We start from the raw sequence: 18,770 nt of genomic DNA, 5'->3' as shown, positions 1-18,770 counted from the left end.
CCTGAACTGTTGATGTGACTTAAGCTTTCGGCAGCCAGTCGATGTCGGCAAAGCCGCGGTTGATGTAGCCGCCGTGTTCGGCGGAGGAGCCCTCGTAGCCGAACCGCGGCCAGACTTCCTTCTGGTTGTAGAGCGACACGATGAGGTCGCCACGCACCTTCTGGAAGAAGTCGCTCTGCTCGATCTCCTTCAGCAGCACCACGCGATCGGATTCCCAGGGTACTTCGCCATAGGGCACCTTGTGACGGTCGCGCGCGTTCTGATCGAGCCTGGTGATGCCGTCGCTGATGAGCGTCTTGACAGCAGGGTCCTTGGCCGCCTTGCCGTCCCACGGCTTGATCGCCGTGATGTAGTAGCTGTCGCCGAGAACATCGTGCGGATAGATGTCACGCGCGACCTTCAGCAGTGTCTTCATCGTCGCGGGAGAGAGCGCGCTGGCCCCATCGGCCCAGGCGCCCTCGATGCTGACGGCGACGCTGGTCGCTACGGCCGCGACCGGCACGGCGGTTGCCGCGCCCTTGAGAAAGACGCGGCGGCTATGCTTGCTTCGACGATCGACTTCTCTCATGGGTTCCTCCTCAATTTTGATTTTATGATTTGATCAGTTGAAACGCCCGCCCCGCTGGATCACCTCGATCTTGTAGTTATCGGGATCGCTGACGAAGAAGAAGCGCGCCAGCGTCCTGCCGTCGTGCTTGAAGTCGCGCAGTGGTCCCGGTGCGAGCTTCTCGCGTTCGAAGCGGGCATGTTCGGCATCGAGGTCTTCGACCACCACGGCGAGATGTCCGTAGCCGTCACCAAGCGCGTACGCTTCCTTGCGATCGAAATTGACCGTCAGCTCCACCTCGAAGGATGAGGACGGGTGACGCAGATAGATCAGGGCAAAGTCCGCGAACTTCAGATGGTCGGCGACCTCGAGGCCGAAGGCGCGCTTGTAGAAATCGAGCGAGCGTGCCTCGTCGAGCACGCGGATCATGGAATGGACCGGCTTTGCCATTCAGTTCTGCTCCTTGAGAAATGCGATGATGGCCGCACGCGTCTCCGGCTTCGCCTGCCGGTAGACCATGATCACGCCGGGAACGACGGCCTGCGGATTGGTCAGCCAGGCGTCGAGCCTGGCCTCGTCCCAGGCGAAGTCCGCTTTCGCGAGGCTCTCCGAATAGCGAAAGCCTTCGACCTTGCCGGCTGACCGTCCCACGATCTTCATCAGCGGCGGGCCTTGCCGCATCGGTTCCGACAGGTTGGTCGTGTGGCACACCGCGCATTGCTGCTTGAAGAGCGTCGCGCCATCCGGCGGCTTTGCGGCCGGCAAAGGCATTTGCGCGTCGGCGACCCGCACCACCAGCACCACTGCGGTGCACAATCCCAGCACGACTGCCCGCATCGCCAAGAGCCTGCCCATCCACATCAACGTGCGCAAACTCTAGGCGGCGCCAAACATGCGGTGGTAGTAGCGGGCTGTTTCGCTGCGAAGCAGTCCGCATATCGAACGTCGGATGTGTTCGCGGCTTGCGTGTGTTCCGCGCTGCCGCATATGAGGACTGCAATTCCGCGAAATGGCCGCGAAATTCCTAAACGATGACCACATGACGCGGATTGCATGGGGTAACGCCGTTCGGATCTCGGCGCGATGGGATGGTTCGGCCCAGCGAACGGCGTGGGGATAGACCGAACCGTTCATCGCGAACAAAATCCAGGAGAAATGGATGAAGTTGATGAAGACCTCTGTGATCGCATGCGCTCTCTCGGCCCTGCTCGTGGGGCCGGTTCTCGCGCAGGGCGCGTCGTCCGACACCAAGCTGCGCGGCGGGCAGGGCAAGACCATGCAGGCCCCAGGCAGCGATGACGAGGACTTGAGCGCGCAGCCGCCGGGTGCCGCGGGCGAGAAGACCGGCATGAAGTCGACCACCAAGGGGACGAAAGGCACGGTCGGTACCACCGGCAGCGCACCGCACAAGGGCACGGCCGACGATGCCGCCACAGGCGGCACCAGCAAGCGCTACTGACGCTATCCAGCACCGCAAACCTCCGGTCGCTCGGCGGCCGGAGGTTTTTTCGTCGCTCAGTCGTCGAAGCCGCGACCGCCGCCGCGGCCGGCCTTGACGTTGCTGCGACGCTTCTTGCCCTCGAGCCTGCGCTGCTTGGAGGCAAAGGTCGGCCGCGTCGCGCGCCGCGGCGTCGGCCGCACCATGGCCTCGCGCAGAATCTCCAGGAGGCGGTCGATAGCGTCCTGGCGATTGCGCTCCTGGGTGCGGAAGCGCTGGGCCTGGATCACGATGACGCCGTCCTTGGTCATGCGCTGGCCGGCGAGGCGGGCAAGGCGCAGCGCCGCATCCTCCGGCAGGGTGAGCTTGCGGGTGTCGAAGCGCAGTTGCGCCGAGGTGGCGACCTTGTTGACATTCTGCCCCCCGGGGCCGGAGGCGCGGACAAAGCCGATCTCGATATCGTCCTCGTCAAAGACGAGGTCGCGGGATATCCGCAGCATGGTGGCACCATTCGTGATGCCCGGACATATCCCGGACATCTACGTTCGGCAATGGCGCCTGAAACGCAAAATGGCCGGGCGAGCCCGGCCATTTCAGGAAGCGTACCGAAGAAGTCAGTTCGACTTCGGCGCCGCGGCCGCCGGTTGCGCGGCGGCCTGGGGCGCGCGACCGACGACGACGGTCAGGAGCCCCTGGCCCCAGAGGCGCTTCGCGGCCGCCTTGGCGTCGTCAAACGTGACCGCATCGACGACGGCGTTGCGCTTCTCGATATAGTCGATCGGCAGCTTATCCTGCTGGTATTGTAGCAGCGCCTGCGCGAGCTTGGAGGAGGTATCGAGCGCCAGCATCTGCGAGCCCTTGAGATAGGACTTGGCCTCGTCTAGCTCCTTCTGCGTCGGGCCCTCCTCGGCGATGCGGCGCACCTCCTTGTCGATGGCATCGATGGTGTCGCCGGCGCGGTCGGCGCGCGTGCCGGTGTTGCCGATGAAGACCGCCGAATGTTCCATCCACAGCAGGGATTCGAACACCGAATAGGCCAGCCCGCGCTTCTCGCGGACCTCGCGATAGAGCCGCGAGGACAATCCGCCGCCGCCGAGGATGTGGTTGACGACATAGGCCGCCATGAAGTTCGGATCGCTGCGCTTCACGCCCGGGCCGCCGAAGGTAATCACGGTCTGCGGCACGTCGAGCGGCACGAAGGCGCGCTGCGGCGGCTTCGCAGCATCGACGTCGGGCACCGGCACGAGATCGGCCTTGGCGGGCAGGGCGCCAAAGGTGTGGTCGAGCAGCTTGCCGAGCGTGGCCGGATCGACGTCGCCGACCACCGCGACCTTCAGCCCGTCCTTGGCAAGCACCCGGCGGACATAATCCTTCATGTCGGCGACCGTGATGGTCGGCACGCTATCGAGCGTACCGTTGCTCTGCCGACCGTAGGGATGATCGCCGAATGCGACCTCCAGGAATTTGCGGCTCGCCAGCGACGTCGGGTTGGTGGTCTCGCGGCGCAGGCCCGAGACGACCTGCGAGCGGATGCGCTCGACATCGGCGGTGTCGAAATGCGGCGAGGTCAGCGCCGTCCGCAACAGATTAAAGGCCTCGTCCCTGTTGTCGCGCAGCATGCGCAGGCTGCCGCGGAAGGTATCGCGGCCGGCGCTGAAGGAGAGCTCGATGGCGCGGCGGTCGAGCCGCTCGTGGAAGGTCTTGGAGTCGAGGTCGCCGGAACCTTCGTCGAGGAGGTCGCCGACCAAATTGGCGACGCCCGACTTGTCCTTCGGATCCTGCGCCGAGCCGCCGGCAAAGGAATATTCCATGGCGATCAGCGGCACGGTCGCATCCTGCACGAACCAGGCCTCGATGCCGCCCGGCGAGGTCAGATGCTGGATCTTTGCAGCCGCCTGTGACGGCGAGACCGAAGCCAGCGCGAGTGTCGCGCCGGTGGCAAGGGACAGTGCAACGCGCCGCGCGCGAAAGAAGGGATAGGTCACGAACGCTTCTCCTCGCGCTTGGTGGTAGCAGTGTCCTTGATCAGATAGCCCGTCACCGAGCGCTTCTTCTCGAGCCACTTCTGCGCGACGGCGCGAACCTGCTCGGCGGTGACGGCGCGGATGCGGTCCGGCCAGCTCCGGATGTCCTCGATCGACAGGCCCGTGGTGAGCGCGCCGCCATACCAGCGTGCCAGCACCGCCTGGTTATCCTGAGCGTAGATCGCCTCCGCGATGAGCTGGGTCTTGACCCGCTCGAGATCCTCGGCGCGGATCGGGTTCTGTGCGACGTCGGCGATGACTCCGTCGACCACCTGCTCGACCTCGGCGAAGCTGACGCCGGATTTCGGCGCGGCCGAGATCGCGAACTGGGTCGGATCGAGCGAGATGCTCGAATAGCTGGCGTTGGCGGAGACCGCGAGCGGCTTGTCGACCACGAGGGCGCGGTAGAGATAGGAATTGCTGCCGCTCCCCATCAACTGGGCGAGCACGTCGAGCGCCGCGCTCTCGCCGGCCGCAGCCGTCGTTGCCGAGGGCACCAGATAATTGCGTCGCATGCTGGGCTGCTCGACGCGCGGATCGGACAGCGTGACGGTGCGCGGCGCCGCCGGCTCCGGCTCCTGCGGGCGGATGCGCCGCACCGGGATCGCGGGCTGGGCCGGGATCGGGCCGAAATTGCGTTCGACCAGCGGACGGATGTCGGCGGCCTCGACGTCGCCGGCGATGACCAGGATCGCGTTGTTGGGCGCGTAGAAGCGGCGGTAGAACGCGAGCGCGTCCTCGCGATCGAGCTTCTCGATCTCCTGGTGCCAGCCGATCACGGGACGGCCGTAGGGATGGTTGAGATAGAGCGCGGCCATGATCTGCTCGTTCAGCCGTGCGTCGGGATTGTTGGCGACGCGCATGTTGTACTCTTCGAGCACGACGTCGCGCTCGGGCAGCACGTTCTCGTCCTTGAGGATCAGGCCGGTCATGCGATCGGCCTCGAACTCCATCATGGTCGGCAACTGCTCGCGCGGTACGCGCTGGTAGTAGTTGGTGTAGTCGACCGAGGTCGAGGCGTTCTCGTTGCCGCCGACGCGGAGCACGGTCTGGGAGAATTCGCCGACCGGGTGCTTCTCCGTTCCCTTGAACATCAGGTGTTCGAGGAAATGGGCGAGCCCGGACTTGCCCGGCGTCTCATCGGCCGAGCCGACCTTGTACCAGATCATCTCCGTGACCACGGGCGTGCGATGGTCCGGGATCACCACGACCTGAAGGCCGTTGCTGAGCGTAAAGCTGGCGGGCGGGGCCGATGTTACCGTGGTCTGGGCGAGGGCGCCGCCGGCCGAGAGGACACTCGTCGAAAGCAGCGCGGCAAGGATGCAGGCGGCCGATCGGTAAGAGGACATCATGATCCTTATGAAAGGCCGAGCCCGGATGTCCGGCTCGGAGGCACGGCATGCTACACCGTGCGGCTGAGGCTTCGCGTCACGAAGCAGAGAACTCAACGCGTGGGCAAGTTACTGATAAGCAATTTATAGACCGCGTCCGGCGTGCAGGAGCCGCCGGCGCCAGGTTCGCGTCCGTCAGGGTGTCGCGGCGGAACAGGAGCGCTATTGTTCCTTGTCCTTGCCGGACATGATGTCGAAATAGGTCCGCCGCGACTTGTCCGGCCCCGAGCCGTAGGCGTAGTTCGGCGACGGCGTCTGATATCCCGCCGGCGGCTCGACCAGCGACTGGCGCGGCGGCTCGGTTGTAAATGACTTGGACTCGGAGCTGTTCCCGCCCTTCATCATATTCCACAGACCGCCGCTGTAACCGAGCTCGGCCGGCATCAATGACGGGTTTCCGTTGGTACCCGGCTGGATGGGATCATTGTTGGTGCGGGGAGCTGCGGCGGTCTGGCCTGCCTTCATCTCGGCGGGCGTCAGGGGCTGCGCAGCCTGCCAGTTCTCCGTTGCCTTGACGGCCTTCTTCCGTGCGGCGATGGCTTCCTTGCGGCGCTTCTCGTCGGGGTCCTTCGGCCAGTTCGGCGCGGCCTTCGCCTGGGTCTCGGCGGGCGGCGGCAGGTCGAGCTTGGGCGGCACCACCAGCGGCGAGCGCTCGCGGTATTCGATGCCGGGCTTCTCCATGCTCTTGGCGCCGATGCCGGACATCAGATTGTCGATGAGCTTTTCTTCGAAGGTCATGTCGTCATCGTCGTCGTCACCGGCGCGGGCCGCGCCTGCCGACATGACGAGACCGATGCCGAGCGCGACAGCGGACAATTTCAGTGCCCGCCAGATCCCTTGCCGGGGGTCTCGAACCATCGAAATGCTGGTCTCGGAGCTGCGCATCACTGTACCTGTTCCAAATTGTGGCAGATTACCGCGTCGCGCGCGGCCGGCTCTCGGAGCCAAGGTTCCGCCTGCCGGCCCGTATCAGCCGGGATCAGGGCGCTTTTGCGGCGGGTACCCCAGGAAGGAATCATACAATAAGGCTGCCACCCCAGCAACGATGGCCACGTCCGCCAGGTTAAAGACGTACCAATTATAGGTGTTTCCGCCGATCTCGACATGAAAAAGGGCGAAATCGACCACCGCGCCATAGGCCAGGCGATCGATGCCGTTGCCGATGGCACCCCCGATGATGAGCCCCAGCGCGACGGTTGCAAGGAAGGTGTGCGACCTGGCCATCCAGATCGCCAGCGCGACCACCGCGATGACCTTCACCGCCATCAGCGCTATCTGGGCCGCCTGGCCGTCGTTCTGGAGCCAGCCGAAGCTGATGCCGATATTCCACGCCAGCACCAGGTCAAAGAACGGCGTGACCTTCACCGCGCCGCGACGGGCGAGATCGAACACGTTCAGGAGCCAGAGCTTTGAGGCTTGGTCGAGGATGACGGTGACGGTGGCCGAGATGATGCCGAGACGGAGGGGAGTCATGGCGAACTGATCGCCACAAACACCGCCGTCGTCCCGGCGAAGGCCGGGACCCATATCCCCAAGCGGTCGTTGTTGGAAAGACTCGGAGTCATCAGCCTTCGCGACGATTAGTTGCGGTGGATATGGGTCCCGGCTTTCGCCGGGACGACGGGAGTCAAACCCCCACCCCCAGCGCCTTCCATTCGCGCAGCGCCTTGGCGTCGCGCGGGGTGACGTCGGGGTATTCAGGATCCTCGCCGACTGTCGGCGAAATCTTCCAGGAGCGGGCGCATTTGGTGCCTACCGCCTTCTCCACCACGACCGCCACACCGGGCACGGCATCGAGACGGAACGCGCTGGCCGGCGCCTCGCCCTCGCGCACCTCGTAGTTCGAGGTGATGCAGATTTCGGCAAGGTCGACGTCGAACAGCGTCGCCAGCATGTCGCGGTCGGCGACATAGATGACCGGCGAGGCCTCGAGCGACGAGCCGATGTTCTTGGCGGCGCGTTCGAGCTCGAGCGCGCCGGTGACGACGCGGCGCACGTTGCGGATCGCCTCCCATTTCGCGGCGAGCTTGTCGTCGCGGAGCGTTTCGAGATCCTCCGGAAACTGCGCGAGATGCACCGAGGGTTCGGCGTCGGGCTTGTACATGCGCCAGGCCTCCTCCGCGGTGAAGCTCAGGATCGGCGCCAGCCATTTCAGGATCGTGTTGCACAACAGATCGATCGTCGTCAGCGCCGCCTTGCGCGTCAGCGAGGAGGGCGGATCGCAATAGAGCGTGTCCTTGCGGATGTCGAAATAGAATGCCGAGAGCTCGCTGTTCAGGAAGGCGGACAGGGTCGCGACCACGATCTTGTAGTCGAACTCCTGATAGGCCTTGCCGATCACGCCGGCGCGGACTGCAAGCTCGTGCAGCATCAGCCGTTCGAGCTCGGGCATGTCGGCCGGCGCGACCGCGTCGGCCGGCTTGTAATGATGCAGCGTGCCGAGCATCCAGCGCACGGTGTTGCGCAGCTTGCGGTAGGTCTCGACCGTGTTCTTGAGGATCTCGGGGCCGATGCGCTGGTCGTCGGTGTAGTCGCAGGCGGCGACCCAGAGCCTCAAGATGTCGGCGCCGGATTCCTTGATGACGGTCTGAGGCGCGATGGTGTTGCCGAGCGACTTCGCCATCTTGCGGCCGTGCTCGTCCTGGGTGAAGCCGTGCGTCAGCACGATGTCGTAGGGCGCGCGACCACGCGTGCCGCAGCTTTCCAGCAGCGAGGAGTGGAACCAGCCGCGGTGCTGGTCCGAGCCTTCCAGATACATCACGGTGTCTTTGCCGCCGTCGACCTTGCGCTTGATGCCGGCAAGGCCGGGGAAGTGCACGGGATCTTCGAGCACGAAGGCGTGCGTCGAGCCGGAATCGAACCAGACGTCAAGGATGTCGTCGACCTTCTGCCAGTCCTCGTTCGCACGCGTGCCCAGGAAGCGCTCGCGCGCGCCTTGCGCGTACCAGGCGTCCGCACCTTCTTTCTCGAAAGCATCGCCGATGCGGGTGTTGACGGCCTCGTCCTGGAGGATCTCGGCAGAGCCGTCGCCCTTCTCGCGCACGAACACGGCGATTGGCACACCCCAGGCGCGCTGGCGCGAGATCACCCAGTCCGGGCGGGACTCGATCATACCGTTGATGCGGTTCTCGCCCGACGGCGGCACCCATTGGGTCACCGAGATCGCGCGCAGCGCGCGAGCGCGCAGCGTGTCGCCGGACTTGGTCTTGCCGCCGGCGGCGATGTCCATAGTCCCGGGCTTGCCCGGGGCGTCCACAATAGGTTTGTCCATCGCGATGAACCATTGCGGCGTGTTGCGGAAGATCACCGGCTTCTTGGAGCGCCAGGAGTGCGGATATTGATGCTTCAGCCGGCCGCGCGCGAGCAGCATACCCTTTTCGACCAGCGCCTTGATCACGGCCTCGTTGGCCTCGCCCTTCTCGCCCTTGTCGTTGATGACGCGCTTGCCTGCAAAGCCGGGCGCCTGGTCGGTATAGGCACCGTTCTCGTCGACGGTGTAGGGGATCGCGGTCGGGATGCCGCGCGCATCGAGATCGCGCGTATTCGCCGTCCAGACGTCGAAGTCCTCGCGGCCGTGGCTCGGCGCGGTGTGCACGAAGCCGGCGCCGGTGTCGTCGGTGACGTGATCGCCGGAAAGCAGCGGCACGGTAAATTCGTAGCCGCCGGCGAGGCCCTTGAGCGGATGGGCGCATTCGATCGCGTCCATGGTGTCGCCGGGGATATCGCGCACCTTCTTATAGGCGCTCACGCGCGCCTGCTTGAATACTTCCTCCGCCAAAGCATCGGCAAGGATCAGGAGATCGCCGGTCTTCGCCCAATTGTCGGCCGGCGCGTCCGTGATCTCAAAGAGGCCGTAGGCGATCTTCGGCGAGAACGAGATGGCGCGGTTGCCGGGCAGCGTCCAGGGCGTGGTGGTCCAGATCACCACGCTCGCAGTGGCGAGCGCGCCATGGGCGGGTGAGGTGACCGGGAATTTCACCCAGACCATGTCGGAGGTGTAGTCCTCGTATTCGACCTCGGCCTCGGCCAGCGCGGTCTTCTCGACCACACTCCACATCACCGGCTTGGAGCCGCGATAGAGCGTGCCGTTGGCGGCGAACTTCATCAACTCGCGCGCGATCTGGGCTTCGGCCGGATAGCTCATGGTGGCGTAGGGATGATCCCAGTCGCCGATTACGCCGAGACGCTTGAACTCCTCGCGCTGCACGTCGAGCCAGTGGGTCGCGTAGGCGCGGCATTCTTTCCGGAAATCGATCATCGCAACACTGTCGCGGAAGTCGGGCTTCTGCTTGCCCTTCTTGCGATAGTGCTCCTCCTCGACCTTCCACTCGATCGGCAGGCCATGGCAGTCCCAGCCCGGCACGTAGTTGGAATCGAAGCCGAGCATCTGCTGGCTCTTGGTGACGAGATCCTTCAGGATCTTGTTGAGCGAGGTGCCGATATGGATGTTGCCGTTGGCGTAGGGCGGGCCGTCATGCAGCACGAACTTGTCGCGGCCCTTCGCGCTCTCGCGCAGCTTCTCGTAGAGGCCGATCTCGTACCAGCGCTTGAGGATCTCCGGCTCGCGCTGCGGCAGGCCGGCGCGCATCGGAAATTCCGTCTGCGGCAGGAACAGGGTTTTCGAATAGTCTTTGGCGTCGGACTTTTGCGGCTTTTCGGACATTTGGCTGACTGGCTCGGAAGGGCGCGGAAACAGATGGCGACTGGGATCGCGGGGTGAAACGACAACATCCCGGTCTTGCGCCGAGCCAGAGCTCAGGCGGAAGCCGGGCCGCTAATCCCTATGATGCGCCGCGCAAACATGGGCTCTCCATAGCAGCCGGGCCGGGGAAGCGCAAAGGGCCGGCAGGCCGGCTTTGGGCCCTCAATCAATCGTCCCTAACCTTGGAAACGCATCCGGAGCCGCAGCCAGCATGGCGCGGGCGCGGGCGGAATCGTCGTCCATCTGGCGGATCAGGGCTTCGATGCCGTCGAATTTCAGCTCCTCGCGGATGAAGCCGACGAAGGCACAGTCCAGCGCCTGCCCGTAGAGGTCGCCTTTGAAGTCGAACAGGAAGATTTCCAATAGCGGGGCGCCATTGTCGAAGGTCGGACGGCGGCCGAAGCTGGCCACGCCGTCGAGGCGCTCGGCGCCGCGGCCGACCCGCACCGCATAGATGCCGTGCTTCAGGCCGCAATTGGCGTCGAGGCGGATGTTGGCGGTGGGATAGCCGAGGTCGCGGCCGCGCTTCTCGCCGTGAACGACCTCGCCGGTGACGAACCAGGGGCCGCCCAGCATGGTGGTGGCGTCGTCGAGCTGGCCTTCGGCGAGCGCGATCCGGATGGCGCTGGAGGAAACCGGCCGTTCGTCGATATCGACATGCGGCTGGACGTCGATCTCGATGCCGAGCCGGGGCGCCTCGTTGGCCAGCAGGCTCGGCGAGCCGACCCGCCCCTTGCCGAAATGAAAGTCGTAGCCGACCGCTATGCCGCTCACCCCGAGGCGCCCGATCAGGTCATGGTGAATGAAGTCTTGCGCGCTGGTGCCGGCGCGGGCCTTGTCGAAGGTCATGACCACGGCGCCGGCAAGCCCGGTGCCGGCCAGGAGCCGCAGCTTTGCACGCTCGTCCGTCAGGCGGAATTGCGGGGTGTTGGGGCTGAAAAACCGGCGCGGATGCGGCTCGAAGGTCAACGCCAGCGCAGGGCGGCCATGCGTCCGGCCCATTTCCAGGGCCGCAGCGATCACTGCGCGGTGGCCGAGATGAACGCCGTCGAAATTGCCCATGGCGACCACGGCGCCCCTCAGAATCGCGGAATCCGGCGTGGTGTCGCGGATAACGGTAAAATGCGGGGCCATCAGGAGAATTCTCGAGCCGGGCAGGACGGGCCGGGACCGTGGCTTGACCCGCCGGATGAAGTCAAGCCGGGGGATGCGACCGCATCGAACACGATTTCAGTCCGTCAGGGGCGCGCCCAGTTAACGCGCTGTTTAACGCCTTGGTGCTAGTCCTTGAAACGTGGAACTGCGGGGCCCCTGCCCGGCGGGTCCGATCGTAAATGTTCCTTGGTTTGCGTTGGGGGAGTCGAGATGGCGGTTGATTTGTCGATGTCGGTTCTGGTGGTGGATGACTACAGCACCATGATCCGTATCATCAGGAATCTGCTGAAGCAGCTTGGCTTCGAGAATATCGATGATGCCAGCGACGGTTCGGCGGCGCTGAACAAGATGCGCGGCAAGAAGTACGGGCTCGTGATCTCCGACTGGAACATGGAGCCGATGACGGGTTATGACCTGCTGCGCGAAGTGCGGGCCGATCCCAACCTCGCCACCACGCCCTTCATCATGATCACGGCGGAATCCAAGACTGAGAACGTGATCGCGGCCAAGAAGGCCGGCGTGAACAACTACATCGTCAAGCCGTTCAACGCGGCGACGCTGAAGACCAAGATCGAGGCGGTCTTCCCGGACATGGCGAGCGCGTAAGGCGCGCGATCGAAGCCATCAGGTGAATTCGGAAGGCCCGGGCTCGCCCCGGGCTCTCTGCGTTGGCCCGTCATTCCGGGGCGATGCGAAGCATCGAACCCGGAAGCTCGAGATCCCGGGTCCGGCTCTGCGAGCCGCCCCGGAATGACGACGGGTTAGATCGTCACCACTTCAATTCGCGCATCAGCGCCTTCGGCGGGTGGCCGAACAATTCCATCACGGAGGCCGGGTCGAGCTGGTCGAGGCCCTCGAACTCCTCGGAATGGATGCCGCGGGTGACGAACAGGCAGTCGATGCCGAATTCGCGCGCGCCGGTGAGGTCGGTGCGGACGGAATCGCCGATCGCCAGCACCTTCTTGCGGTCGATCTGGTGGCCCTGGCGTTCACCGGCGAGCGCCATCGCACGCTCGTAGATCGGCCGGTGCGGCTTGCCGTAGAAGATCACCTCGCCGCCGAGCTCGCGATAGAGCTCCGCGATCGCGCCGGCGCAATAGATCAGCCGGTCGCCGCGCTCCACCACGATGTCGGGGTTGGCGCAGATCAGCGTCAGCTTGCGCTCGCGCGCCTTCAGCATCATGCCGCGATAATCTTCCGCCGTCTCGGTCTCGTCGTCATAGAGGCCGGTGCAGACGATGTAGTCAGCCTCTTCCATCGGCGCGAGCACCACATCGAGGCCGCGATAGATCGAGTTGTCGCGCTCGGGGCCGAGCCAGAACATCTTGCGGCCGGGGTGGTCGGCGACATAGAGCCGCGTCAGGTCGCCCGAGGAGACGATCGCGTCATATGTCTCATCGGCGACGCCGAGCTTGCGCAATTGCCGCTGCACGGAGTCGGCTGGACGCGGCGCGTTGGTGATCAGGATCACCGTGCCGCCGCGTCTGCGGTAGGTGTGCAGCGCCTCGCAGGCCTCGGGGAAGGATTCCAGGCCGTTATGGACCACGCCCCAGATGTCGCTGAGCACGACCTCCACGTCGCCGACGAGTTCACGCAGGCTTTCGGCGAAATGCAGCGTGGTCATGATGCGCGCGACCGATCAGACGCGGCGCGCGAGCGCTGCGTTGCCCGTGATACGCTGTGGCGGAGACGCGGTAGACGTCGCGCCTGACGATGTGCCGGAGCCATTGGATCCCTGAGTGTCCTGCGCCTGGGTCGGCGAGGTCCCGCCGGTAGCAGATGCCCCTTCCGGCCGCAATGGCCGGGGCGGCGCGAACAGAAAACCCTGGCCGAACCGCACGTCATAGTCGAGCAGGTCGATAACCGAGCGCTCGCCCTCGATCCGCTCGGCGATCAGGTCGATGCCGAAGCGGCCGAGGAGGTCGGACAGGTCGGAGGGATGGATGTCCGAGGTCGAGGCCTGCCTGGGGTCGAGCAGGAGGGAGGCCGGCACCTTGATGAAGCGCACGCCGCGATCGGCGAGCTCGCGCGGCTCGATCCGCAGGTCCGTGACATGGTCGATCGAGAAACGGAAACCGCGCTGGGCGAGCGCGGCGAGATTCTCGGTCTCGGCGGGGCCGAGACTGCGGAAGGTGGATTGCTTGAACTCCAGCACCAGCGAGGGCGCCAGTGCCCGGTTGGCTTCAAGGAAATCGAGGCACTGTGCGAAGGTTGTGGAGTTGCCGAGCGTGGAAGCGGCAACGTTGCAGAACACGCCGACATCCTTGTTGCGCACCATCAGCCGGCGCAGCACCTGCACACAGCGCAGCATCACCATGTTGTCGATGCGCCCGATCAGGCCGGAGGCTTCGGCGATGCTGATGAATTCCTCGGCGGCGATCAACTGGTCGCGCTCGTCGCGCAGCCGCGTTACCGCTTCGTAGAACCGCACCTTGCGCTGCGGCAGCGTCACCATCGGCTGGAGGAAGATGTCGATCCGGTTCTCGTCGATCGCATTGCGCAGCGTCGCCAGCATCTGGGTCTGGTTGCGTCCGCCAGGAGGAGCTTGGACAACCGCTGCGAGCGTGGACTTCGGCGCTGCCGGAAGCGGGGGCGGGGCGAGCGGCCTGTCCTCGGGCATTGCGGCAAATTCGATCAGCGCTTCCGGCTCCAGCTTGGCGACCGGGGCGGGCGCGCCGGGGGCCAGCAGGTCCTCATGGACCGACACGGTGGCGGCGAGCTGCCTGACCAGCCCGCCGAGCTCGTTAATCTCGCCGACCACCGACTGGATGCGGTCGGAGTTGGTCGAATTGGCCGAGGCGACGCGCCCCTCGATTGCCGCGAGCCGGCGGCCGAACTCGGCTACCTGGCGGGCGAGGTCGGCGGTGCCGCGCGACAAATCGGCGATCTGGCCGCCAACGTCGCTGCGGTCGCGCAGCCGCATCGAAACCGCGTTGTAGAGGATCAGGAAGGTCAGCGCGGTCAGCGCCACGATCGCGGATTCGGTTCCGCTGATGCCGGCGACGGAGTAGAGCACAAGCCCGAGCGAGGCCGCGACCAGAACCATGCAGATGGCGATGAAGATCGTCGAAATGCGAATCATGCCGCGCGTTACGCCTCTAGTGCTGACTGCCTCACCCGGGAAAACACGGGCCGCCGTCCGGACCCGTCACGCCTCATGCTCCCCCAAGCGGCATGACCTTAACATCATTGTTGATTCGAGGGGATAGCAGCCTGTTCGCGGCTCAGCTCAGGCCAGCCCGGCGAAAGCCTTCGAGATAGTGCTCGCGGTCGGCGGCGAGCTTGATCGGCATCAACTCGGCGATCCAGGCAAGCGAGACGTTCGGCTGGGCGCGGCGGAGTTCCTTCAGTGCCGCGCGGGCGATCTCGTTTTGCCCCGCCATGCCGGCGGCCGCGGTCAGCACCCGGTGCCCGCCGACGAAGTCGCTGCGCTGGCGCAAGGACTCCTGCGCCAGCCGGATGGCTTCCTCGTAGTCGCCGCCGAGAAAGCGGGCATAGGCGGCTATCCCGAAATAGACCGGCGCATAGGGATCTCGCGGGCTGAGGCGGATCGCCCGGCGCGCAGCCTCGTCGGCATCCTGCCAACGGCCGCAATAGCCGAGCGACAGACCATAATAGCCCTGCGCGAGCGCGAAGTTCGGATTGAGTTGCAGCGCGGTCTCGAATTCGGCCAGCGAATCCTCGAACCGCCGCGCGAACAGATGGACGTGGCCGAGCGCATTGTGCGCCCAGGCATCCTCGTCGTCGGCGCGGGTCGCGGCCCTCGCCGCGCGCTCGGCGAGCGATATTGCGGCGGCCATCTCCATCCAGCCCATATGCGCCGTGAACATGTAGCTGGTGCCGAGCAGCCCGAGCGCCTTGCCGTAATTCGGGTCGAGCGCGATCGCCTTTTCGAGCAGGGCCTGGGCGACCACATGATCCTGCCGCGTCACCCGCCAGTAGTGAGAGAGGGCGCGCATCACGAGATCCCAGGCGTCCATGCTGTCGGGCGGCTTGCGCTGGGCGCGAAAATTCTCGGCGGCATAGAGCTGCGGCTCGATCGCGGCGACGATCGCTTCCGTGATCTCGTCCTGCACGGCGAAGACGTCGGCGAGCTCGCGGTCGTAGCGTTCGGCCCAGAGATGGCTGCCGGTGGCGACATCATTGAGCTGCGCGGTGATGCGGACACGGTCGCCGTCCTTGCGGACGCTGCCTTCGACGACATAGCGCACGCCGAGCTCCTCGGCGACCTCACGCAGATGAACCGTGCGGCCCTTGTAGATGAAGGAGGAGTTGCGCGCGATCACGAAGAACCAGCGCAGCTTCGACAGCGCGGTGATGATGTCCTCACTGATGCCGTCGGAGAAATAATCCTGCTCGGCCTCGCCGCTCATGTTGGTGAACGGCAGGACGGCGATCGCAGGACGATCGGGCAGCGGCAAGCCCGTCGGCGCCGCCTCGGACGGTCTGCCCGGCGCAGCTGGCGCGGCTGCATGAGAGAGCTCGGTCACCTCGCCGACGAACCGCACGCCCTTGCGCGCGACGGTGCGGATCAGCCGCTGCTCGTCACCGTTGTCGTTGACCGCGCGTCGCGCCGCATTGATCCGGCTGGTCAGCGTCGAGTCCGAGACGACGCGTCCGTTCCAGATCGCATCGAGCAGATTGTCGCGCGTCACCACGCGCTCGCGGTTGCGGACCAGATAGAGCACGAGATCGAACACCTGGGGCTCGAGCGCGACGAGCGTGTCCGCCCGCCGCAATTCGCGGCGCTCGGGATCGAGCACGAAATCCTCGAACTGAAACGCCACGGCTCACCTCGGCTTTCGCCCGGAAATCAAGCTGTTCTCAGTGTAAAATAACGCCGGTCTCAAGGCCAGCGAACCGCATGCGCCCTATCGTCCCGGCACTTTTCAACCGCAGGAGATTGCCATGTCGACATCCGCCGCGCTCGAGCCCGCCGCAGCCCAACCCGATCTCGCTGCCGTCAAGCAGCGCCAGCACGGCGCCTGGTCGTCCGGCGACTATGCCATCGTCGGCACCACCTTGCAGATCGTCGGCGAGCAGCTTTGCGAGGCGCTCGACTTGCGCGCCGGCAGCAAGGTTCTGGACGTCGCCGCCGGCAACGGCAATGCAACGCTGGCCGCCGCGCGGCGCTGGTGTGACGTCACATCGACCGACTATGTGCCCGCGTTGCTCAAGCGGGGCCGCGAGCGGGCAGCGGCGGAGCATCTGATGATCGAATTTCGCGAGGCGGATGCCGAAGCGCTACCGTTTCCAGATGCCAGCTACGACGTCGTCCTCTCGACCTTCGGCGTGATGTTCACGCCGGATCAGGACAAGGCGGCCGCCGAGCTGTCGCGGGTCTGCAAGTCCGGCGGCAAGATCGGCCTCGCCAACTGGACGCCACAGGGCTTTATCGGCCAGCTCTTCAAGGCCATCGGCAAGCATTTGCCGCCGCCGGCAGGCGTGAAGTCGCCGGCGCTGTGGGGCACGACGGCACGGCTTCAGGAAATGTTTGGCGGTCACGCCTCGGAGATCGCCGCCGAACCGCGCATGTTCGTATTCCGCTATCGCTCGCCGGAGCACTGGCTCGAGGTCTTCAAAAGCTTCTATGGGCCGATGCTGAAGGCGTTCGCTGCGCTCGACGAGACCGGCCAGGCGACGCTGAAGCGCGATCTCCTAACCCTGCTCGGCGAGTTCAACCATGCCGACGACGGCACGGTCGTGGTGCATAGCGAATATCTGGAGGCGGTGATCAGCAAACGCTGATTGCGGTCGTGATCCGGTCAGGCCGGGGTTCGGCCTGACCGCCAGCGATCAGAATGGCGCGGTAGCGCCAACCGTATCGGCTCGCGGCTGCCGAGCGGTTTCGGCCGCCCGGTGGTCGTGTCCCGCAGGGTCTGCCGTTCGATCTCCGAGTTCAGCTCGGCGCCGAACATGATGACGATGGCGGACATCCACATCCACATCATCAGGCCGATCGCCGCGCCGAGCGAGCCGTAGGTCGCGTTGTAATTGGCGAATTCCGAGAGATACCAGGACAACAGCGCCGAGCCGGCGATCCAGAGGATGGCAGCCGTCACGGCGCCGAGGCTCAGCCATTGCCAGCGTGGCGCGTCGCGGCTGGGCGCGAAGCGGTAGAGGACGGCAAGCGCCGCAAGGAGAATGACGAGCAGCACCGGCCATCGCGCGAGAGCGACGATCAGCTTGCTTTCGGGCGCGATGCCGAGATGGTTGAGCGCGAGCGGAAAGGCGACCACGGTGCCCACCATCACCAGCAGCGCCGCGATACCGCCCACCGTGAAGGCCAGCGACACCATGTTCAGTCGGATGAAGCTGCGCTTTTCGCGCTCCTCATAGGCGACGTTGAGGGCGTCGAAGATGGCTTTGACGCCGGCATTGGCGCTCCAGATCGCGAGCACGAGGCCAAACAGGAAGGTGATACCCAGGGCCGCATTGCCATTCGACACCACGCGCGCGACCTGGTCCTCGACGATCTGGAACGCGCCCTCGGGCAGCATCATCGCGAGCGTCTGCAGGTTGGAACTGATCGTCGAGGGATCGGCGAACAGGCCGTAGGATGAGACCAGCGCGGTCACGGCGGGGAAGATCGCGAGCAGCCCGAAGAAGACGACACCGCCCGCGGTCGCGAGCAGGCGATCGTCGTCGATGCGCTGATAGGTGCGCCAGAAAATATCCTTCCAGCCCGCCCAGGGGATCGTAAGCGGGCTTTTCGCGCGGCGGCCGTGGCCGGGCTGCGCGGCTGCGCCCGCCGGGCTCATCTCGGGCGAATTCGACTCGTTGCTGCGGCGGTCGTGCAGAGGCCCCGATCGTCCGAGGCCGGCCTCCCAAAAATACCGTTCCGCGGTCAGCACGAAGACGGTCGTGGCTGCCACCAGCAGCCAACTGTCGAGCTGCCCGGAGCGCCGCACACGCATTCAAGTATCCACTCTGTGCCCGTGGTGCCGCCGGCGCGCCGCCGTGAGTCCCACCAGCCCAACGGCCGCGAGCATCAGGCCAAGCTGCACGGACCGGTTGGAACGAACCGGCCAGGCCTTGCTGCCATGGCCCCGATCACCCGGTGCGAGCGGCGCCAGGGGAATCGTGGTCGCGACGTCTTTCACCGCCTGCTTGATCGTTCCACGCGGGATGCGCGGGGTGACAATCGCCACCCGCAACCGGCTGGCAAGCGGCACGATCGGTCTGCTCGGGCGATTGATCTGGGCCATTGCAACTCCGGCGCAGGCTGCGGCCAGCACGAGCAAGATCGCCCCGACGGCGCCGAATCCCCAGAATTGGCCGTATGTGAGCTCGACCCAGCGGAACAGGGCCATCAGGCCGACGAACAACGTCGCGATAACGAACAGTCCCGCGACCGCGAACAGGGCGCCGGCCACCGCATAGGACGTCACCCTGCCGGTCGCATGGTTGGTTTGATCACGCAGGTAGGACTGCGCCGCGCGTTTGAGGTGGTTAAGCTTGAGAGCCACGCCGGCGCGCAGCAATTCGCCTGATGGCGCAAGCATGCGGAACA

General features: G+C 65.4%; 17 protein-coding genes and 1 pseudogene. 3 read left to right on the top strand and 15 right to left on the bottom strand.

Annotated features, from left to right (window positions below; all coding sequences use genetic code 11):
* Window positions 1-19: 19 nt before the first annotated feature.
* Genes IVB18_RS44000 through IVB18_RS43990 form a run of 3 tightly spaced genes read right to left on the bottom strand, consistent with a single transcriptional unit; the run spans window position 20 to window position 1,384 of the window.
* Window positions 20-568, bottom strand: coding sequence for a gluconate 2-dehydrogenase subunit 3 family protein (locus IVB18_RS44000; protein ID WP_247986309.1), 549 nt, complete (start codon window positions 566-568; stop codon window positions 20-22).
* A 33-nt stretch (window positions 569-601) separates the two neighbouring features.
* Window positions 602-997 carry a VOC family protein gene (locus IVB18_RS43995; RefSeq protein ID WP_247986308.1) on the bottom strand — a complete coding sequence of 132 codons (396 nt, stop codon included), beginning with the start codon at window positions 995-997 and terminating at the stop codon, window positions 602-604.
* The gene (locus IVB18_RS43990) at window positions 998-1,384 is read right to left on the bottom strand and encodes a c-type cytochrome (RefSeq protein ID WP_247991878.1); all 387 of its coding nucleotides are present in this window, start codon (window positions 1,382-1,384) and stop codon (window positions 998-1,000) included.
* Window positions 1,385-1,706: 322 nt separating this feature from the next.
* Between IVB18_RS43990 and IVB18_RS43985 the strand changes: the two genes are divergently transcribed.
* Window positions 1,707-2,006: a hypothetical protein gene (locus IVB18_RS43985; RefSeq protein WP_247986307.1), complete on the top strand. Its 300-nt coding sequence runs from the start codon at window positions 1,707-1,709 to the stop codon at window positions 2,004-2,006.
* 56 nt (window positions 2,007-2,062) lie between these two features.
* Here the strand turns inward: IVB18_RS43985 and arfB are convergent, their stop codons facing one another.
* From arfB to IVB18_RS43950, 7 genes are all read right to left on the bottom strand, one after another.
* Window positions 2,063-2,485 carry an alternative ribosome rescue aminoacyl-tRNA hydrolase ArfB gene (gene arfB / locus IVB18_RS43980; protein ID WP_247986306.1) on the bottom strand — a complete coding sequence of 141 codons (423 nt, stop codon included), beginning with the start codon at window positions 2,483-2,485 and terminating at the stop codon, window positions 2,063-2,065.
* 114 nt (window positions 2,486-2,599) lie between these two features.
* Window positions 2,600-3,970 carry a pitrilysin family protein gene (locus IVB18_RS43975; protein ID WP_247986305.1) on the bottom strand — a complete coding sequence of 457 codons (1,371 nt, stop codon included), beginning with the start codon at window positions 3,968-3,970 and terminating at the stop codon, window positions 2,600-2,602.
* A complete protein-coding gene (locus IVB18_RS43970; protein ID WP_247986304.1) occupies window positions 3,967-5,358 on the bottom strand; it encodes a pitrilysin family protein in 1,392 nt (463 codons plus the stop codon). Before IVB18_RS43970 ends, IVB18_RS43975 begins: the two co-directional genes overlap by 4 nt.
* 204 nt (window positions 5,359-5,562) lie before the next feature.
* Window positions 5,563-6,285 (bottom strand): hypothetical protein, encoded by a 723-nt coding sequence (locus tag IVB18_RS43965; RefSeq protein WP_247991877.1) that lies wholly within the window; start codon window positions 6,283-6,285, stop codon window positions 5,563-5,565.
* Between the two features lie 84 nt (window positions 6,286-6,369).
* The gene (gene lspA, locus IVB18_RS43960) at window positions 6,370-6,873 is read right to left on the bottom strand and encodes a signal peptidase II (RefSeq protein ID WP_247991876.1); all 504 of its coding nucleotides are present in this window, start codon (window positions 6,871-6,873) and stop codon (window positions 6,370-6,372) included.
* 154 nt (window positions 6,874-7,027) lie between these two features.
* A complete protein-coding gene (gene ileS / locus IVB18_RS43955) occupies window positions 7,028-10,063 on the bottom strand; it encodes an isoleucine--tRNA ligase (RefSeq protein ID WP_247986303.1) in 3,036 nt (1,011 codons plus the stop codon).
* A gap of 201 nt (window positions 10,064-10,264) precedes the next feature.
* Window positions 10,265-11,236: a bifunctional riboflavin kinase/FAD synthetase gene (locus IVB18_RS43950; protein ID WP_247986302.1), complete on the bottom strand. Its 972-nt coding sequence runs from the start codon at window positions 11,234-11,236 to the stop codon at window positions 10,265-10,267.
* A 231-nt stretch (window positions 11,237-11,467) separates the two neighbouring features.
* Between IVB18_RS43950 and IVB18_RS43945 the strand changes: the two genes are divergently transcribed.
* On the top strand, window positions 11,468-11,863 hold the full coding sequence (locus IVB18_RS43945) for a response regulator (protein ID WP_007596883.1): 396 nt from the start codon (window positions 11,468-11,470) through the stop codon (window positions 11,861-11,863).
* A gap of 163 nt (window positions 11,864-12,026) precedes the next feature.
* Here IVB18_RS43945 and IVB18_RS43940 read toward each other — a convergent pair whose 3' ends face one another.
* The 3 genes from IVB18_RS43940 to IVB18_RS43930 all read right to left on the bottom strand — a co-directional run bounded on the left by IVB18_RS43940 (window position 12,027) and on the right by IVB18_RS43930 (window position 16,044).
* On the bottom strand, window positions 12,027-12,881 hold the full coding sequence (locus IVB18_RS43940; protein WP_247986301.1) for a TIGR01459 family HAD-type hydrolase: 855 nt from the start codon (window positions 12,879-12,881) through the stop codon (window positions 12,027-12,029).
* 15 nt (window positions 12,882-12,896) lie between these two features.
* Window positions 12,897-14,339 (bottom strand): EAL domain-containing protein, encoded by a 1,443-nt coding sequence (locus IVB18_RS43935; protein ID WP_247986300.1) that lies wholly within the window; start codon window positions 14,337-14,339, stop codon window positions 12,897-12,899.
* 142 nt (window positions 14,340-14,481) lie between these two features.
* Window positions 14,482-16,044, bottom strand: coding sequence for a winged helix-turn-helix domain-containing tetratricopeptide repeat protein (locus tag IVB18_RS43930; RefSeq protein WP_247986299.1), 1,563 nt, complete (start codon window positions 16,042-16,044; stop codon window positions 14,482-14,484).
* A gap of 121 nt (window positions 16,045-16,165) precedes the next feature.
* On the opposite strand from IVB18_RS43930, the gene IVB18_RS43925 reads away from it, so the two are divergent.
* The gene (locus IVB18_RS43925; RefSeq protein ID WP_247986298.1) at window positions 16,166-17,005 is read left to right on the top strand and encodes a class I SAM-dependent methyltransferase; all 840 of its coding nucleotides are present in this window, start codon (window positions 16,166-16,168) and stop codon (window positions 17,003-17,005) included.
* A gap of 48 nt (window positions 17,006-17,053) precedes the next feature.
* Here IVB18_RS43925 and IVB18_RS43920 read toward each other — a convergent pair.
* Both IVB18_RS43920 and IVB18_RS43915 read right to left on the bottom strand, forming a co-directional pair.
* Window positions 17,054-18,174: pseudogene (locus IVB18_RS43920) on the bottom strand (YihY/virulence factor BrkB family protein).
* Window positions 18,175-18,762: a phage holin family protein gene (locus tag IVB18_RS43915; protein ID WP_247986297.1), complete on the bottom strand. Its 588-nt coding sequence runs from the start codon at window positions 18,760-18,762 to the stop codon at window positions 18,175-18,177.
* Window positions 18,763-18,770 lie beyond the last annotated feature (8 nt).

The organism is Bradyrhizobium sp. 186 (genome assembly GCF_023101685.1).
Lineage (GTDB): Bacteria > Pseudomonadota > Alphaproteobacteria > Rhizobiales > Xanthobacteraceae > Bradyrhizobium.
Note: the sequence above shows the minus strand (reverse complement) of the source record. Positions and strands in the feature narration are given on the sequence as shown.

Coding starts and splice junctions, on each gene's coding strand:
- IVB18_RS43925 (WP_247986298.1), top strand. CDS start 16,166: ATGTCGACATCCGCCGCGCTCGAGCCCGCCGCAGCCCAACCCGATCTC.
- IVB18_RS43995 (WP_247986308.1), bottom strand. CDS start 997: ATGGCAAAGCCGGTCCATTCCATGATCCGCGTGCTCGACGAGGCACGC.
- IVB18_RS43990 (WP_247991878.1), bottom strand. CDS start 1,384: ATGCGGGCAGTCGTGCTGGGATTGTGCACCGCAGTGGTGCTGGTGGTG.
- IVB18_RS43940 (WP_247986301.1), bottom strand. CDS start 12,881: ATGACCACGCTGCATTTCGCCGAAAGCCTGCGTGAACTCGTCGGCGAC.
- IVB18_RS43935 (WP_247986300.1), bottom strand. CDS start 14,339: ATGATTCGCATTTCGACGATCTTCATCGCCATCTGCATGGTTCTGGTC.
- IVB18_RS43945 (WP_007596883.1), top strand. CDS start 11,468: ATGGCGGTTGATTTGTCGATGTCGGTTCTGGTGGTGGATGACTACAGC.
- arfB (WP_247986306.1), bottom strand. CDS start 2,485: ATGCTGCGGATATCCCGCGACCTCGTCTTTGACGAGGACGATATCGAG.
- IVB18_RS43985 (WP_247986307.1), top strand. CDS start 1,707: ATGAAGTTGATGAAGACCTCTGTGATCGCATGCGCTCTCTCGGCCCTG.
- IVB18_RS43970 (WP_247986304.1), bottom strand. CDS start 5,358: ATGTCCTCTTACCGATCGGCCGCCTGCATCCTTGCCGCGCTGCTTTCG.
- IVB18_RS43915 (WP_247986297.1), bottom strand. CDS start 18,762: ATGCTTGCGCCATCAGGCGAATTGCTGCGCGCCGGCGTGGCTCTCAAG.
- lspA (WP_247991876.1), bottom strand. CDS start 6,873: ATGACTCCCCTCCGTCTCGGCATCATCTCGGCCACCGTCACCGTCATC.
- ileS (WP_247986303.1), bottom strand. CDS start 10,063: ATGTCCGAAAAGCCGCAAAAGTCCGACGCCAAAGACTATTCGAAAACC.
- IVB18_RS43950 (WP_247986302.1), bottom strand. CDS start 11,236: ATGGCCCCGCATTTTACCGTTATCCGCGACACCACGCCGGATTCCGCG.
- IVB18_RS44000 (WP_247986309.1), bottom strand. CDS start 568: ATGAGAGAAGTCGATCGTCGAAGCAAGCATAGCCGCCGCGTCTTTCTC.
- IVB18_RS43965 (WP_247991877.1), bottom strand. CDS start 6,285: ATGCGCAGCTCCGAGACCAGCATTTCGATGGTTCGAGACCCCCGGCAA.